Below are 14,841 nucleotides of genomic sequence, written 5' to 3' on the forward strand. Positions count from 1 at the left end.
GCTTGCGATCGGCCCTCGAAGCGGCCCGGAGCGGGAGCGACGCGGGCGACACCTGATTGTCCGGCGCGTCAGCTTGCTGCAAGATCGATCTCCATAATTATGAATTCAGTTTTAGGCCGCGCTGATCGCCGAGGCTGATTTCCATAACCAGGAGACATCGCAGATGAGCCGCTACGAAGAGTTCTATCGCCAGTCGGTGGATGCGCCAGAGGCGTTCTGGGCCGAGCAGGCCAGGCTGATCGACTGGAAGACGCCGCCGACTCAAGTCCTGGACGCCAGCCGGCCGCCATTTGCCCGCTGGTTCGTGGATGGAACCACCAACCTGTGCCACAACGCGGTCGACCGGCACCTGGCCGCGCGTGGCGATCAGCCTGCGTTGATCTTCGTGTCGACCGAAACCGGCACTGAAAAAACCTACAGCTTTCGCGAGTTGCATGCCGAGGTGCAGCGCACCGCGGCCAGCCTGATCGCGCTCGGGGTGGCCAAGGGCGACCGGGTGCTCATCTATATGCCGATGGTTCCGGAAGCCGCGTTCGCAATGCTGGCCTGCGCCCGGATCGGCGCGATCCACTGCGTGGTTTTCGGCGGCTTTGCCAGCGGCTCGCTGGCGGCGCGCATCGAGGACGCCGAGCCCAAGGTGGTGGTGAGTGCGGACGCCGGTTCGCGCGGCGGCAAGGTCATTGCGTACAAGCCGCTGCTCGACGAGGCCATCCGCATTTCGAAGCACAAGCCACCGGCCGTGCTGCTGACCGACCGCGGCCTGGCGCCCATGGCGTTGACTGCCGGCCGCGACCATCTGGCGGCCGAGCTGAACCTGAAGCACGGCGGCACCGAAGTGCCGTGCACCTGGCTGGCTGCCACGGGCATCAGCTACACCATCTACACGAGCGGCACCACCGGCAAGCCGAAGGGCGTGCAGCGCGATGTCGGCGGCTATGCGGTGGCGCTGGCCGCCAGCATGAAGCACATCTTCGACGGACGGCCGGGCGAAACCTATTTTTCGACCAGCGACATCGGCTGGGTGGTGGGCCACAGCTACATCGTCTATGGGCCGCTGATCGGCGGCATGGCCACCCTCATGTACGAGGGCCTCCCCACGCAGGGCATCGACAAGCAGCCCGACGGCGGCATCTGGTGGCGCCTGGTCGAGAAGTACAAGGTGACCGTGATGTTCAGCGCGCCCACCGCGGTGCGCGTGCTCAAGAAGCAAGACCCGGCGCTGCTGAAGAAGTACGACCTGTCGAGCCTGCGGGCGCTCTTCCTGGCGGGCGAACCGCTCGATGAGCCCACCGCGCGGTGGATTGCCGGCGGACTGGGCGTGCCGATCATCGACAACTATTGGCAAACCGAATCGGGCTGGCCGATCATCACCATTGCCAACGGGGTCGAGCAAAAGCCCAGCAAGTTCGGCAGCCCCGGCGTGCCGATGTACGGCTTTCGCGTGAAGATCCTGCACGAGTCCACCGGCGAGGAGCTGACCGGCGCTAACGAGAAGGGCGTGGTCGTGATCGAAGGCCCCACGCCGCCGGGCTTCATGCAAACGGTGTGGAAGGACGACAAGCGCTTCGTCGACAGCTATTGGAAATCCATACCCGGCAAGATGGTCTATTCGACCTTCGACTGGGGCATTCGCGACGAAGACGGCTACTTCTACATCCTCGGCCGCACCGACGACGTGATCAACGTGGCCGGCCACCGCCTCGGCACGCGCGAGATCGAGGAGAGCATTTCGGGCCATGCGGGCGTGGCCGAGGTGGCGGTGGTCGGCGTGGCCGACGCGCTCAAGGGGCAGGTGGCCATGGCCTTTGTCGTGCCCCGGGACGGCGGGGCTGTTACCAATGCCGGTGCGGCGTTGAAGCTCGAGGGCGAGATCATGAAAGTGGTGGCCGACCAACTCGGCGCCCTGGCACGGCCGGCTCGCGTGCGCTTTGTGAACGGGCTGCCCAAGACCCGCAGCGGCAAGCTGCTGCGGCGGGCCATCCAGGCCGTGTGCGAGCAGCGCGACCCCGGGGACCTGACCACCATCGACGACCCCGCCACGCTGCAGCAGATCAAGCAACTACTTTCTTCTGACTGAATGAGCAAGGCCTATCTTGCGAAGTTGCGCCGAGCCGTCATATGTCTGACGTGGCACAATGCCAAGGTACTCAGGCCCTTCCCCAGCCACAGTCGCATCCGCCAACCGGTTCAGCCGTGTCGCGGAAGGTTTCTTAACCAGCTAGTGCTTCCTTCAGGGAAGCGAAGGTCAGCGGAATATGAGCGATTCATCTACGCCATCGGCGTACACCGCCTATCAAGGCAACACCTACCTCTTCGGCGGCAATGCGCCCTATGTCGAGGAGATGTACGAAAACTACCTTGCCAACCCCGGCAGCGTGCCTGACAACTGGCGCTCGTATTTCGATGCGCTGCAGAACGTACCCGCCGTCGACGGCACCAATGCGCGCGACGTGCCGCACCAGCCGGTCATCAACGCCTTTGCCGAGCGTGCCAAGCAGGGCACCACCCGCGTGGTCCAGGCCAGCGGCGCAGACTCCGAACTCGGCCGCAAGCGCACCGCTGTCCAGCAACTGATTGCCGCCTACCGCAACGTCGGCGCCCGCTGGGCCGACCTCGACCCCCTCAAGCGCGCCGAGCGCCCGGCCATTCCGGAACTCGAGCCCTCGTTCTACGGCTTTACCGACGCCGACCTCGAGACGGTGTTCAACACCAGCAACACCTTTTTCGGCAAAGAGACCATGTCGCTGCGCGATCTGCTCAATGCCCTGCGTGAAACGTACTGCGGCACCATGGGCGCCGAGTACATGTACACCACCGACCAGAACCACAAGCGCTGGTGGCAGCAAAAGCTCGAAAGCGCGCGCACCAACCCCAAGCTGACGGCCGAGCAGAAGAAGCACGTGCTGAACCGCCTGACCGCGGCCGAAGGCCTCGAGCGCTTCCTGCACACCAAGTACGTGGGCCAGAAGCGCTTTTCGCTCGAAGGCGGCGAGAGCTTCATCGTCTCGATGGACGAGCTCATCAACCAGGCCGGTATCAAGGGCGTGCAGGAAATCGTGATCGGCATGGCTCACCGCGGCCGCCTGAACGTGCTGGTCAACTCGCTGGGCAAGCTGCCGGCCGACCTGTTCGCCGAGTTCGACCACACCGCACCTGAAGACCTGCCGAGCGGCGACGTCAAGTACCACCAGGGCTTCAGCTCCGACGTGACCACCCCCGGCGGCCCGGTGCACCTGAGCCTGGCGTTCAACCCCTCGCACCTTGAAATCGTGAACCCCGTGGTCGAAGGTTCCGTGCGCTCGCGCATGGACCGCCGCGCCGACCCGCAGGGCAAGCAGGTGCTGCCCGTGCTGGTGCACGGCGACGCAGCCTTCGCGGGCCAGGGCGTGGTGATGGAAACGCTGGCGCTGGCAGAAACGCGCGGCTACTTCACCGGCGGCACGGTGCACATCGTCATCAACAACCAGATCGGCTTCACCACCAGCGACCCGCGCGACAGCCGCTCGACGCTGTACTGCTCGGACATCGTCAAGATGATCGAGGCGCCGGTTCTGCACGTGAACGGCGACGACCCCGAAGCCGTGGTGCTGGCCACCCAGCTCGCCCTTGAGTTCCGCATGGAGTTCCAGAAGGACGTGGTGGTCGACATCGTCTGCTTCCGCAAGCTGGGCCACAACGAGCAGGACACCCCCTCGCTCACGCAGCCGCTCATGTACAAGAAGATCGCCCAGCACCCCGGCACGCGCAAGCTGTACGCCGACAAGCTGGCCGCCCAAGGCCTGGGCGACACGCTCGGCGACGACATGGTCAAGGCGCAGCGCGCCGCCTTCGACGAAGGCAAGAACACCATCGACCCGGTGCTCACCAACTTCAAGAGCAAGTACGCGGTCGACTGGAGCCCCTACCTCAACAAGAAGTGGACCGACGCCGGCGACACGGCCATTCCGTCGAGCGAGTGGAAGCGCCTGGCCGAGAAGATCACCACGGTGCCGGCCGGCTTCACGGTGCACCCGCTCGTGAAGAAGGTGCTGGACGACCGCGCCGCCATGGGCCGCGGCGACGTGAACGTCGACTGGGGCATGGGCGAGCACATGGCGTTTGCCTCGCTGGTCGCCAGCGGCTACCCGGTTCGCCTGTCGGGCGAAGACTGCGGCCGCGGCACGTTCACGCACCGCCACGCCGTGCTGCATGACCAGAACCGCGAGAAGTTCGACGAAGGCACCTACACGCCGCTGCAGAACGTGGCTGAAAACCAGGCACCGTTCGTCGTCATCGACTCCATCCTCTCGGAAGAAGCCGTGCTCGCGTTCGAATACGGCTACGCCTCGAACGACCCCAACACGCTCGTCATCTGGGAAGCCCAGTTCGGCGACTTCGTGAACGGCGCGCAAGTGGTGATCGACCAGTTCATCGCCTCGGGCGAAGTGAAGTGGGGCCGCGTCAACGGCCTGACCATGATGCTGCCGCACGGCTATGAAGGCCAGGGCCCCGAGCACAGCTCGGCGCGCCTGGAGCGCTTCATGCAGCTGAGCGCGGACACCAACATGCAAGTGGTGCAGCCGACCACGGCCAGCCAGATCTTCCACGTGCTGCGCCGCCAGATGGTGCGCAACCTGCGCAAGCCGCTGGTTATCCTCACGCCCAAGTCGCTGCTGCGCAACAAGGATGCAACGTCGCCGTTGTCCGAATTCACCAAGGGCAGCTTCCAGACGGTCATTCCGGACAGCAAGGGCTTGAAGGCAGAGAAGGTCAAGCGCCTGATCGCCTGCTCGGGCAAGGTCTACTACGACCTGTCCAAGAAGCGCGAAGAGCAGGGCAACGACGACGTGGCCATCGTCCGCGTCGAGCAGCTCTATCCGTTCCCGCACAAGGCCTTTGCCGCCGAGATCAAGAAGTACCCCAATCTCGTCGACGTGGTCTGGTGCCAGGACGAGCCGCAGAATCAGGGCGCCTGGTTCTTCGTGCAGCACTACATCCACGAAAACATGCAGGACGGCCAGAAGCTCGGCTACTCCGGCCGTGCCGCCTCGGCATCGCCCGCGGTAGGCTACTCGCACCTGCACCAGGAACAGCAGAAGGCGCTGGTCGATGGCGCATTTGGCAAGCTCAAGGGCTTCGTGCTGACCAAGTAATCAAAAGCCTCTTTTCACGCGAACACCCTCAAGAACAAAACGGAGCTCACTCCAAATGTCTATCGTAGAAGTCAAAGTCCCCCAGCTTTCCGAATCCGTGGCCGAAGCCACCATGCTCACCTGGAAGAAGAAGGCCGGCGAAGCCGTCGCCGTCGATGAAATCCTGATCGAGATCGAGACCGACAAGGTCGTGCTGGAAGTGCCCGCGCCTTCGGCCGGCGTGCTGGCCGAAATCGTGCAGCCCGATGGCGCCACCGTGGTGGCCGATCAGCTGATCGCCAAGATCGACACCGAAGGCAAGGGCGCGGCCGCCGCGCCTGCCGCAGCACCCGCTGCCGCCCCGGCTCCGGCCGCGGCACCTGCCCCGGCAGCCGCTGCTGCAGCCACCGGCGGTTCGAAGTCGGACGTTGCCATGCCCGCCGCCGCCAAGCTGCTGGCCGACAACAACCTGAAGACCGGCGACGTGGCCGGCACCGGCAAGGACGGCCGCGTCACCAAGGGCGACGTGCTCGGCGCCGTGGCTTCGGGCGCCAAGCCCGCCGCCACCGTGGCCGCACCGGCCGCCAAGCCCGCTCTGCCGCAAGTCTCCGCGCCCGGCAGCGCAGCCGACCTGGGCGAACGCCCCGAGCAGCGCGTGCCGATGAGCCGCCTGCGCGCCCGCATTGCCGAGCGCCTGCTGCAATCGCAATCGACCAACGCCATCCTCACGACGTTCAACGAAGTGAACATGGCGCCCGTGATGGAACTGCGCAAGCGCTTCCAGGACAGCTTCACCAAGGAACACGGCGTGAAGCTCGGCTTCATGAGCTTCTTCGTGAAGGCCGCGGTGCATGCACTCAAGAAGTACCCGGTGATCAACGCCTCGGTCGACGGCAACGACATCCTGTACCACGGCTACTTCGACATCGGTATTGCCGTCGGCTCGCCGCGCGGCCTGGTGGTGCCCATCCTGCGCAATGCCGACCAGATGAGCTTTGCCGACATCGAGAAGAAGATCGCCGAATACGGCAAGAAGGCGCAAGACGGCAAGCTCGGCATCGAAGAGATGACCGGCGGCACGTTCTCCATTTCGAACGGCGGCACCTTCGGCTCGATGCTCTCGACTCCGATCATCAACCCGCCCCAGTCCGCGATCCTCGGCGTGCACGCCACCAAGGACCGCGCCGTGGTCGAGAACGGCCAGATCGTCATCCGCCCGATGAACTACCTCGCCATGAGCTACGACCACCGCATCATCGACGGCCGCGAAGCCGTGCTGGGCCTGGTCGCCATGAAGGAAGCGCTGGAAGATCCGTCGCGTTTGCTGTTCGACATCTGAGGAGACGAATCAGATGGCCAACAAACAATTCGACGTCATCGTCATCGGCGGCGGCCCCGGCGGCTACATCGCCGCCATTCGCGCCGCGCAACTCGGCTTCAACGTCGCGTGTATCGACGAGTGGAAGAACGGCAAGGGCGGCCCGGCACCGGGCGGCACCTGCACCAACGTCGGCTGCATTCCGTCGAAGGCGCTGTTGCAATCGTCGGAGCACTTCGAGCAGGCCGGCCATCACTTTGCCGACCACGGCATCAAGGTCGAAGGCCTGGGCCTCGACCTCGACAAGATGCTGGCCCGCAAGGACCAGGTCGTGAAGCAGAACAACGACGGCATCCTGTACCTGTTCAAGAAGAACAAGATCACGTTCTTCCATGGCCGCGGCTCGTTCGTGAAGACCGATGCAACCGGCTACGAGATCAAGGTGGCCGGTGCCGCCGAAGAGTCGATCAGCGGCAAGCACATCATCGTGGCCACGGGCTCCAACGCCCGCGCATTGCCCGGCACGCCTTTCGACGAAGAGAACATTCTCTCGAACGACGGCGCGCTGCGCATCGGCGCGGTGCCGAAGAAGCTGGGCCTGATCGGCTCGGGCGTCATCGGCCTGGAAATGGGCTCGGTGTGGCGCCGTCTTGGCGCCGAAGTCACGGTGCTCGAAGCGCTGCCGACTTTCCTCGGCGCGGTGGATGAGCAGATCGCCAAGGAAGCCAAGAAGGCCTTCGACAAGCAGAAGCTCAAGATCGAACTCGGCGTCAAGGTCGGCGAGATCAAGTCGTCGAAAAAGGGCGTGAGCGTTGCCTGGACGAACGCCAAGGGCGAAGCCCAGACGCTCGAGGTCGACAAGCTGATCGTCTCGATCGGCCGCGTGCCCAACACCATCGGCCTGAACGCCGAAGCCGTGGGCCTGAAGCTCGACGAGCGCGGCGCCATTGCCGTGGACGACGACTGCAAGACCAGCCTGCCGAACGTGTGGGCCATCGGCGACGTGGTGCGCGGCCCGATGCTCGCGCACAAGGCCGAGGAAGAGGGCGTTGCCGTGGCGGAGCGCATTGCGGGCCAGCACGGCCACGTCAACTTCAACACCGTGCCGTGGGTGATCTACACCAACCCCGAGATCGCGTGGGTCGGCCAGACCGAGCAACAGCTCAAGGCCGCAGGCCGCGCCTACAAGGCCGGTACGTTCCCGTTCCTTGCGAACGGCCGCGCACGCGCGCTGGGCGACACGACCGGCATGGTCAAGTTCCTGGCCGATGCAACGACGGACGAAATCCTCGGCGTGCACATCGTGGGCCCGCAGGCCAGCGAGCTGATCTCCGAAGCCGTCGTGGCCATGGAGTTCAAGGCGAGCGCCGAAGACATCGCGCGCATCTGCCACGCGCACCCGTCGCTGTCGGAAGCCACGAAGGAAGCGGCACTCGCCGTGGACAAGCGCACGCTGAACTTCTGATCCATTGACCAGCGTCAAAGAGGCCTACGAGGCGGAACTCGCGGTGCGCGGGTTCCAGAGCGACCCCGCGCAGCTGCGTGCCGTCGAGGCGCTGGATCGCTGCGCGCGGGAGTGGGCCGGCTACAAGGCCCAGCGCTCCAACGCGCTGAAGAAGTTCATCAACCGGCCCGATCTGCCGCGCGGCGTCTACATGTATGGCGGCGTCGGGCGGGGCAAGAGCTTCCTGATGGACTTGTTCTTCAACGCCGTGCCGCTGCGGCGCAAGACCCGCCTGCACTTTCACGAGTTCATGCGCGAGGTGCACCGCGAGCTGCGCGAGCTGCAGGGCACGGTCAACCCGCTCGACGAGCTGGGGCTGCGGATTTCGAAGCGCTACAAGCTGATCTGCTTCGACGAGTTCCACGTCGCGGACATCACCGACGCGATGATTCTTCATCGCTTGCTGGTGTCGCTGTTCGAGAACGGCGTGGGCTTTGTCACCACCTCCAATTTCAGGCCCGACGACCTCTACCCCGGCGGGCTGCATCGCGACCGCATCCTGCCCGCGATCGCGCTGCTGAACGAGAAGCTCGAAGTGCTGAGCGTTGACAACGGCACCGACTACCGGCGCCGCACGCTCGAACAATTGCGCATGTACCTCACGCCCAACGATGCGGCGGCCGAGAAGGAAATGCGCAAGGCTTTCGACAAGCTGGCTGAAACGGCCGACGAAAACCCGATCCTTCACATCGAGCAGCGCGAGATCCGCGCAAGGCGCAAGGCAGGCGGCGTGGTCTGGTTCGACTTCAAGACGCTCTGCGGCGGACCGCGCTCGCAGAACGACTATCTCGAAATAGCCAGCCAGTTCCACACGGTGCTGCTCTCCGACGTGCCGCACATGCCGGTGCGCATGGCCTCTGAAGCACGCCGTTTCACCTGGCTCGTCGACGTCTTGTACGACCGCCGCGTCAAGCTCATCATGTCGGCTGAGGTGGCGCCGGAGGCGTTGTATACCGAGGGACCGCTTGCGCATGAATTTCCGCGAACGGTCTCCAGGTTGACCGAAATGCAATCGAGCGAATTTCTCTCCCTGGAGCGCCGGATCGTCGACACTCGACTGACATGAAAAATATCGTTTTCGCCGTGCTGATGAGCTTGGGCAGTCTGCCGGTCTGGGCGCAGTCCAATGCGGCCGCGGGCATTGCCGACTTCGAAGCCGAACGCAGCAGGCTGGCCGCCGAGCGCGCAGCCATCGAGGCACGCGTCGAGAAGGAGCGCGCCGCCTGCTACCAGAAGTTCGCGGTCGAGGATTGCCTGCGCGACAGCCGCAGGCGCCGCCGCAGCGAAACCGATCACATCAAGCGCCAGGAAACGGCCATCAACGATATCGAGCGCCAGCGCCGCGGTGCCGCCGAGCTCGAAAAGCTCGATCAGAAGGCCGCCACACGGCGCCCGCAAGACACGCCCGAGAAGCAGGACGAGTCCCGCCAAGCGCAAAAAGACCGCGAGCAGCGCGCTGCCGACCACGCGGCGAGCCGTGCTGCCACCGCTGCCGAGGCGGACGAGCGCCGGCGCCAGCTCGCTGCCAAGCAAAGGGCAAACGCCGAAGACCGGGCCAAGGCTGCCCAGCGCCGTGCCGAAGCACCGGCGGAGGTCGAGCGCTTCGAGAGCAAGCAGCAGAAGGCAGCGGAGCGCCGCGCCAGCCGCGAACGACAGAACGCCGATCGGAGCAAGCCGCGTGGGGCGCCTTTGCCCCCGCCGCCACCGGCATCGCCGGCGTCGTCTCCTTCTCGTTGAGCGCCGGGGCCGAGCACCGCTCGGCTGTCGGAGGTCAGGCTTCGGCTGGCAGCGCTTCGAGTTTCAACACCGCAATGGAGATGTTGTCGCCCGTACCCCGGGCGCGGCGGCGCGCCTCGCCCACCAGGATTTCAACCGCGTCGCGCGGCGGCTCCGCATACAGCACGCTCGCCAGTTCCTCGGGGCTGAAGTAATGCCAGAGCCCGTCGCTGCACGCCATGAGCAGGTCGCCAGGCTGCATTGCCGGAATGTAGTGGGGCTCGATCGGCGGCGGAGTCGTTGTCATGCCCAGGCAGCCCAGGAGAATGTTGCCCTTGGGATGGACGTTGGCCTCGGCCTCGTTGATTTCGCCGCGGTCGATGAGCACCTGCACATACGAGTGGTCGCGCGTGCGCGTGACGAGCTCGCCGTCCTGGAAGTGATAGATGCGGGAGTCGCCGGCATGAATCCAGGCGCAGTCGCCCTTGGGGTTCATGAGAAAGGCCGCCAGCGTGCTGTGCGGCTCCTGTTCGCTCGACAGGGCCGTGAGCTTGATGACCGTGTGCGCGTCTTCCAGCAATTGGCGCAGCACGGCCGTGGAGCTGTCGCGATCGGGGTGGTAGCGGGTGAAGAGCTGGCGCGCCGTCATCAGCACCTGGTCGGACGCCTTGCGCCCGCCGCTGCGCCCGCCCATGCCGTCGGCAATGACGCCCAGCATGCAGCCCGGCACGCGCGGATGGCTCATCATCAGCACCTGGTCCTGCTGGTAGGGGCGGTCTCCCTTGTGGAGGCCTGTGGCGGCGGCAAGTCGAAAGCCTGGGGTCATGAGCGCAATGCGCCAATGGCGCGCTTTCTGTCTTCTCGTGGATTCGTGTCAGGACGTATTATCGAGTGAACACGAGTGCGCGCGGAATAAGCGCGCATCGCCCACGTTGGACTCCAATCTCCACTCCCTTTCCCGCCAATTGATCGAGTTGCGCATCGAGCATGCCGACCTTGATGCCACCATCGACCGCCTGGCCGAGGCGTTGCCGCAAGACGAACTCCTGCTGCGGCGCCTGAAGAAGCGCCGCCTCGGGTTGCGCGACCAGATCGTGCGGCTGGAAAACCTGCTCGATCCGAGAGAACCCGCGTGACCGACACACTCGAGGACAAGGTGCGCGACGCCTTCGCGCACGGCGGTGCGCTTTCCCGTGCCGCCGATCAGTTTCGCGAGCGCTCGGGGCAAACCGAAATGGCGCTGGCCGTGGCGCGCACCATCGAAGACGGCGGCGTGCTGGTGGTGGAGGCCGGCACCGGCGTCGGCAAGACCTTTTCGTATCTGGTGCCGGCGTTGCTGAGCGGCGAACGCGTGCTGCTGTCGACCGCCACCAAGACCCTGCAGGACCAGCTGTTCGGCCGCGACTTGCCGCGCCTGGTCGAAGCGCTCGAACTGCCGGTGCGAACGGCGCTGCTCAAGGGCCGCGCGAGCTACCTGTGCCTGCACCGGCTCGACCTGGCGCGCCACGACGCATCGCTGCCCGAGCGCGGCAGCCTGCGAACGCTCGCCAAGATCGAGCAGTGGTCCAAAGCCACGCGAACGGGCGATCTGGCCGAGTTGCCCGGGCTGGACGAGCGCTCGCCGCTCATTCCGCTGATTACTTCCACGCGCGAGAACTGCCTGGGCGCGCAGTGTCCGCAGTTCAAGCCCTGCCACGTCAACCTCGCGCGGCGCGAGGCGCTGGCCGCCGATGTGGTGGTCATCAACCACCACCTGTTCTTCGCGGATCTCGCGGTGCGCGAGACCGGCATGGCGGAACTGTTGCCCACCGTGAGCGTGGTGGTGTTCGACGAGGCGCATCAGCTCAACGAAACCGGCGTGCAGTTTCTCGGGGCGCAGCTCGGTAGCGGCCAAGCGCTCGATTTCGCGCGCGATCTGCTTGGCGCAGGTTTGCAGCACGCGCGCGGACTGGTCGATTGGCAGCAGCTGGCAGCGGCCGTGGAGCGTGCGGCGCGCGAGCTGCGCCTTGCGGTCGGCAAGCAGTGGCCCGGCACCAAGCTGCGCTGGGTGGGGCCGTCGCCGGAAGGCATCGATCCGGGCATATGGCAGGGCGCCCTCGACGACTTCCAGCATGCATTCGAAATGGCGGCCGAAGGGCTCGATACCGTCAGCGAGATATCGCCCGATTTCGTGCGCCTGTACGAGCGGGCGCAGCAACTCGCCAAGCGCGCGGCGCGGTTCGCGCTGCCGTGCGAGCTCGAATCGGTGCGCTGGGTCGACGTGGGCACGCAATTGCGACTGGTCGAGTCACCGCTCGACATTGCCGAGGCGATGCGCACGCGCGTGCTCAAGATCAGCCACGGCGAGCGTGAACTCGATGCCTATGGCGAAGAACAGGAAGACAGCCACCCGGCGCCGGAAGACAGCGGCCGCGCCTGGATCTTCACTTCCGCCACGCTGGGCGACGAGCCCACGCTGCGCTGGTTCACCGAGCCGTGCGGCCTGGGCGATGCCGAGGTGCTGCGCGTGAAGAGCCCCTTCGACTACGCCGCCCAAGCGGGGCTCTATGTGCCGCGGATTTTTCCGAAACCCAATGATGCTTCTCACAGCGCGCGGGTTGCGCAACTCGCTGCGCGAGGCGCGAGCGAACTCGGCGGGCGCACGCTGGTGCTGACGACCACGCTGCGTGCCTTGCGCACCATCGGCGACGAGATGAAGCAGCAATTCGAGCGGCTCGAATCCGACGTGCGGCCCGAGGTGCTGGTGCAGGGCGAACTGCCCAAGCGCGTGCTCATGGATCGCTTTCGCGAAGGCGCGCAGGGCGGCCGCGCGGGTTGCGTGCTGGTGGCCTCGGCATCGTTCTGGGAAGGCTTCGACGCACCGGGCGACGCGCTGCAACTGGTGGTGATCGACAAGCTGCCGTTTCCTCCGCCGAACGACCCGCTGGTCGAGGCACGCTCGCAGCGGCTCGAAGCCCAGGGCCGTAGTTCATTCAGCGACTACTCGCTGCCCGAGGCGGCCGTGGCGCTGAAGCAGGGCGCGGGGCGGCTGATTCGCCGCGAAACGGATTGCGGGGTGCTTGCGATCTGCGACACCCGCCTGGTGGCGATGGGCTACGGACGGCGGTTGCTGTCCGCGTTGCCGCCGATGCGAAGGCTGGAGAGCGAAGCGGATTTCGAGGCCGCCATCAGCGACCTGAAGAATTCGCTGTCGGCCTGAAAGGCGAGGAGGCCAGAGGGGCAGGGGTCTGCCCTCGTCCAGACGAAGAAAAAGCCCCGAAGGGCTTTGTTCTTTATCGAGTTACCAGACTTTCCACCACGGATCGTCCTTGCCCTTGAAGCCGCGGGCCAAGTACTCGCTTTGCGGGTAGTTGGTGGTCAACACGCGCTGGGCGTCGTCGCGCAGGTCCTTCATGCCGAGCGCGTCGTAGGAGCGCACGATGATGTACAGCGCTTCTTCGAGCGCGGGCACTTCGCGGTAGTCGGACAGCGCAAGCTGCGCCCGGTTGATGGCTGCGAGGTAGGCGCCGCGGGAGTAGTAGTAGCGTGCCACGTGCACTTCGTACTGCGCGAGCGAGTTCACGATGTAGTTCATGCGCTGGCGCGCGTCGGGGGCGTAGCGCGATGCAGGGAAGCGCGTCACGAGTTCCTTGAACGACTCGAACGATTCCTTGGCCGCCTTCTGGTCGCGTTCTGACAGGTCTTGCCGCGTCAGGAACGAGAACATGCCCAGGTCGTCGTTGAAGTTGATCACGCCCTTGAGGTACAGCGCGTAATCGAGCGCAGGGCTCGCCGGGTGCAGCTTCATGAAGCGGTCGAGCGTGGAAACTGCGTTGGCCTTTTCACCCGCCTTGTATTGCGCGTAGGCCTTCTCGAGCTGGGCTTGCTGCGCGAGCGGCGTGCCGGCGGCGCGACCTTCGAGCTTCTCGTACAGCGGCACGGCCTTGTCGTAGGCACCGGAGCCAGCTTCGTCCTTGGCTTCGGCGTAAATGCGGTTGGGGCTCCAGCTCGCCGTCTTGTCGGCGGTGGGGGTGGAGGAGCAGCCGGCTGCAAGCAGCGCTGCTGCGCTGAGCGCGATCCAGGAGGGGACCGATAATTTGGCGCGAAACATCACATACGGCTTTCGTGAAACAGTTGCCTTCAATTATATCGACCGACCCTCTCGACCTGGTGCCTGAAACAGCCGAGGCCGACGAGAGCGCCGACCCGGTCGAATCCAGCGAGTTGCGGCCCTTTGCCATGGGGGTCGCCGAGCACGGCCAGCGGCTGGACCGCGCGCTGGCCGTCCTGGTGCCGGAATTTTCTCGCAACTATTTGCAACAGCTGATCGAAGCCGGGGCCGTGGAGCTGGAAGGGCGCACGGTGCTGAAGGCGTCGGCCACGGTGCGCGCCGGGCAGGCCGGCCGCATCGAACTGCGGCCCACGCCGCAAAGCCAGGCGTTCCGGCCCGAAGCCATGGACATCGTGACGGTGCACGAGGACGAGCACCTGCGAATCATCGACAAGCCGGCGGGCCTGGTGGTGCACCCGGCGCCGGGCCATTGGAGCGGTACGCTCCTGAACGGGCTGCTGGCGCTCGACCCCAAGGCCTCGCTGCTGCCGCGCGCCGGCATCGTGCACAGGCTCGACCGCGACACCAGCGGGCTGATGGTGGTGGCGCGGACCCGGGCCGCCATGGATGCCATGGTGGCGCTGATTGCCGCACGCGAGGTGAAGCGGCAATACCTTGCCGTCGGGCACAAGCCCTGGGCGGGCGCAGCCGCCCGGCAGGTCGACGCACCCATTGGCCGCGATCCGCGGAACCGTTTGCGCATGGCGGTGGTCGATCTGGAGCGCCACGCTGGCAAGACGGCCCGTACCCTCATCGAGCGGCTGGACAGCAATGCGCAGGGCTGCGCCGTGCGGTGCACGCTCGAAACCGGCCGAACCCACCAGATTCGGGTGCACATGGCATCCATCGGGCATCCGCTGGTCGGCGATGCGCTCTATGGAGGCGCCCCCGCCGCCGGGCTGGAGCGGCAGGCGCTGCATGCCTTCAGGCTGGCGTTCGTGCACCCGGTCACCCAGGCGCCGATGGAGTTCCGCTCCCTTCCGCCCGCCGATCTTGTTCATGCGCTGCAGACCTGGGGGCTGGATTACAATCGCGCCTGACGGCCCGAGGGCCGCGCCGGCCACTCGATGCCGGCCTTGCGTTGCACTCGCCGCGTGCCGGC

The 14,841-nt window shown here is 65.8% G+C and carries 11 protein-coding genes; 9 read left to right on the plus strand and 2 right to left on the minus strand.

Features of this window, described 5'->3' with window-relative positions; all coding sequences use genetic code 11:
- Positions 1 to 124 precede the first annotated feature (124 nt).
- From EJI00_RS09775 to EJI00_RS09800, 6 genes are all read left to right on the plus strand, one after another.
- The gene (locus EJI00_RS09775; RefSeq protein ID WP_260590647.1) at positions 125 to 2,077 is read left to right on the plus strand and encodes a propionate--CoA ligase; all 1,953 of its coding nucleotides are present in this window, start codon (positions 125 to 127) and stop codon (positions 2,075 to 2,077) included.
- Between the two features lie 178 nt (positions 2,078 to 2,255).
- A complete protein-coding gene (locus EJI00_RS09780) occupies positions 2,256 to 5,132 on the plus strand; it encodes a 2-oxoglutarate dehydrogenase E1 component (RefSeq protein ID WP_126747268.1) in 2,877 nt (958 codons plus the stop codon).
- Between the two features lie 55 nt (positions 5,133 to 5,187).
- Positions 5,188 to 6,450 (plus strand): 2-oxoglutarate dehydrogenase complex dihydrolipoyllysine-residue succinyltransferase, encoded by a 1,263-nt coding sequence (gene odhB / locus EJI00_RS09785; RefSeq protein ID WP_126747269.1) that lies wholly within the window; start codon positions 5,188 to 5,190, stop codon positions 6,448 to 6,450.
- Between the two features lie 13 nt (positions 6,451 to 6,463).
- A complete protein-coding gene (gene lpdA, locus EJI00_RS09790) occupies positions 6,464 to 7,894 on the plus strand; it encodes a dihydrolipoyl dehydrogenase (RefSeq protein ID WP_126747270.1) in 1,431 nt (476 codons plus the stop codon).
- Positions 7,895 to 7,898: 4 nt separating this feature from the next.
- A complete protein-coding gene (gene zapE, locus EJI00_RS09795; protein WP_126747271.1) occupies positions 7,899 to 8,999 on the plus strand; it encodes a cell division protein ZapE in 1,101 nt (366 codons plus the stop codon).
- Positions 8,996 to 9,670 carry a hypothetical protein gene (locus EJI00_RS09800; protein WP_126747272.1) on the plus strand — a complete coding sequence of 225 codons (675 nt, stop codon included), beginning with the start codon at positions 8,996 to 8,998 and terminating at the stop codon, positions 9,668 to 9,670. The genes zapE and EJI00_RS09800 overlap by 4 nt, the downstream gene beginning before the upstream one ends.
- Before the next feature lie 34 nt (positions 9,671 to 9,704).
- Here the strand turns inward: EJI00_RS09800 and EJI00_RS09805 are convergent, their stop codons facing one another.
- Positions 9,705 to 10,475, minus strand: coding sequence for a PP2C family protein-serine/threonine phosphatase (locus EJI00_RS09805; RefSeq protein ID WP_126747273.1), 771 nt, complete (start codon positions 10,473 to 10,475; stop codon positions 9,705 to 9,707).
- A gap of 106 nt (positions 10,476 to 10,581) precedes the next feature.
- Here EJI00_RS09805 and EJI00_RS09810 point away from each other — a divergent pair, with 106 nt between their 5' ends.
- Both EJI00_RS09810 and EJI00_RS09815 read left to right on the plus strand, forming a co-directional pair.
- Complete coding sequence (locus EJI00_RS09810) at positions 10,582 to 10,785, plus strand: DUF465 domain-containing protein (protein WP_126747274.1); 204 nt, start codon at positions 10,582 to 10,584, stop codon at positions 10,783 to 10,785.
- Complete coding sequence (locus tag EJI00_RS09815) at positions 10,782 to 12,848, plus strand: ATP-dependent DNA helicase (protein WP_126747275.1); 2,067 nt, start codon at positions 10,782 to 10,784, stop codon at positions 12,846 to 12,848. Before EJI00_RS09810 ends, EJI00_RS09815 begins: the two co-directional genes overlap by 4 nt.
- 81 nt (positions 12,849 to 12,929) lie before the next feature.
- Here the strand turns inward: EJI00_RS09815 and EJI00_RS09820 are convergent, their stop codons facing one another.
- Entirely contained in the window at positions 12,930 to 13,739 is an 810-nt protein-coding gene (locus tag EJI00_RS09820; protein ID WP_126747276.1) for an outer membrane protein assembly factor BamD, read from the minus strand.
- A gap of 56 nt (positions 13,740 to 13,795) precedes the next feature.
- Here EJI00_RS09820 and EJI00_RS09825 point away from each other — a divergent pair, with 56 nt between their 5' ends.
- Entirely contained in the window at positions 13,796 to 14,779 is a 984-nt protein-coding gene (locus EJI00_RS09825) for an RluA family pseudouridine synthase (RefSeq protein ID WP_126747343.1), read from the plus strand.
- The last annotated feature ends 62 nt before the right edge of the window (positions 14,780 to 14,841 follow it).

The organism is Variovorax sp. DXTD-1 (assembly GCF_003984625.1).
Lineage (GTDB): Bacteria > Pseudomonadota > Gammaproteobacteria > Burkholderiales > Burkholderiaceae_C > Variovorax.

Coding starts and splice junctions, on each gene's coding strand:
- EJI00_RS09780 (WP_126747268.1), top strand. CDS start 2,256: ATGAGCGATTCATCTACGCCATCGGCGTACACCGCCTATCAAGGCAAC.
- odhB (WP_126747269.1), top strand. CDS start 5,188: ATGTCTATCGTAGAAGTCAAAGTCCCCCAGCTTTCCGAATCCGTGGCC.
- lpdA (WP_126747270.1), top strand. CDS start 6,464: ATGGCCAACAAACAATTCGACGTCATCGTCATCGGCGGCGGCCCCGGC.
- EJI00_RS09800 (WP_126747272.1), top strand. CDS start 8,996: ATGAAAAATATCGTTTTCGCCGTGCTGATGAGCTTGGGCAGTCTGCCG.
- EJI00_RS09805 (WP_126747273.1), bottom strand. CDS start 10,475: ATGACCCCAGGCTTTCGACTTGCCGCCGCCACAGGCCTCCACAAGGGA.
- EJI00_RS09820 (WP_126747276.1), bottom strand. CDS start 13,739: ATGTTTCGCGCCAAATTATCGGTCCCCTCCTGGATCGCGCTCAGCGCA.